We start from the raw sequence: 1,160 nt of genomic DNA on the forward strand, positions 1-1,160 counted from the left end.
TGACGCGTCCATTAAGGTAAGACCTTGTCCCGCAGCTTAGCTCCCCTGTTTCACCTTTCACGCCAGCATTAACTTTGAACGGTTGCCAGGAGCTCAGACTCCGTATGCACAAGGAAAACGGGCGTGATGGTTTCTATGTGAAAGGGGAACATTATGATCCAGTTAGGAATTGACGTTGGTAAAAGCAAAATAGATTTGTGCCTCAAACCTGATGGTCCGGACGGTCGTAAGAAGACCAAAGTTTTACTCAACGGGCCGGATGTTGCCGTCACTGTACTGGAGTGGCTGACCAGACAGAAGGTCAGTCACTCAGAGGTGCAGGTCGTCATGGAACCCACCGGCACGTATCACGAGCATCTGGCTTATGGCCTTCATGACCGGGCTGTGCGCGTTGTAATAGCCAACCCGGCGCGTGTCCGGTCTTTTGCTCAGGGCATGGGCATTCTGACCAAAAATGATACTGTCGATGCGGATGTACTGGCCCGTTATGGTGCCATGCGCCAGCCGGATGTATGGCAGCCACCGTCTCCGGCCATCCGTGAACTGAAAGCGTTACTCAGCAGACGCGATGCGCTGGTGCAGGATGTAAACCGCGAGAATAACCGGCTTGAGAAGCTGCTTTCAACCTGCGGCTCAGCACGGGTCGAGTTATCAGTCAGGAAGATACTGCAGGCGCTGAACAGCGAGCTGGAAGCCGTCCAGGCACTGATAGATGACCATATCGACAATCATCCCGACCTGAAGCGGGATATGGAGTATCTGACGTCAATAAAAGGGGTCGGTCAAGCGGTTGGCAGCACTATGCTGGCGGTTCTGCGGGGAAATCACTTCAGGAGTGCGGAGCAGGCCGCGGCCTGGCTGGGGGTGGTCCCGAAGGAAAAGCGCTCCGGAAGCTCAGTACGGGGAAGGACAAGACTGTCAAAATGTGGCCCCCCGTCGGTGAGGGCCAAACTCTATATGGCTGCCATGGTCGCAGCGAAGCATAATCCTCATCTTAAAGCGTTCTATGATCGCCTTGTTTCGGCTGGCAAGGCGAAGAGATCAGCGCTGGGTGGTGTGATGAGAAAGCTGGTGCATATCTGCTTCGGTGTGCTGATGAAACAGCAGAGATATGACGAGAATTACGCAGTAGCGGCTTGACGTGCAAGACGGTAGCTGCG

The 1,160-nt window shown here is 54.5% G+C and carries 1 protein-coding gene; it reads left to right on the forward strand.

Annotation, left to right across the window (positions count from 1 at the left end):
* The first annotated feature begins 153 nt into the window (after positions 1 to 153).
* Positions 154 to 1,140, forward strand: coding sequence for an IS110 family transposase (locus FD744_RS25205; RefSeq protein ID WP_160870032.1), 987 nt, complete (start codon positions 154 to 156; stop codon positions 1,138 to 1,140).
* The last annotated feature ends 20 nt before the right edge of the window (positions 1,141 to 1,160 follow it).

It is taken from the genome of Pantoea sp. Taur (genome assembly GCF_009830025.1).
GTDB classification, from domain to species: Bacteria; Pseudomonadota; Gammaproteobacteria; order Enterobacterales; family Enterobacteriaceae; genus Pantoea; species Pantoea communis.

Coding starts and splice junctions, on each gene's coding strand:
- FD744_RS25205 (WP_160870032.1), top strand. CDS start 154: ATGATCCAGTTAGGAATTGACGTTGGTAAAAGCAAAATAGATTTGTGC.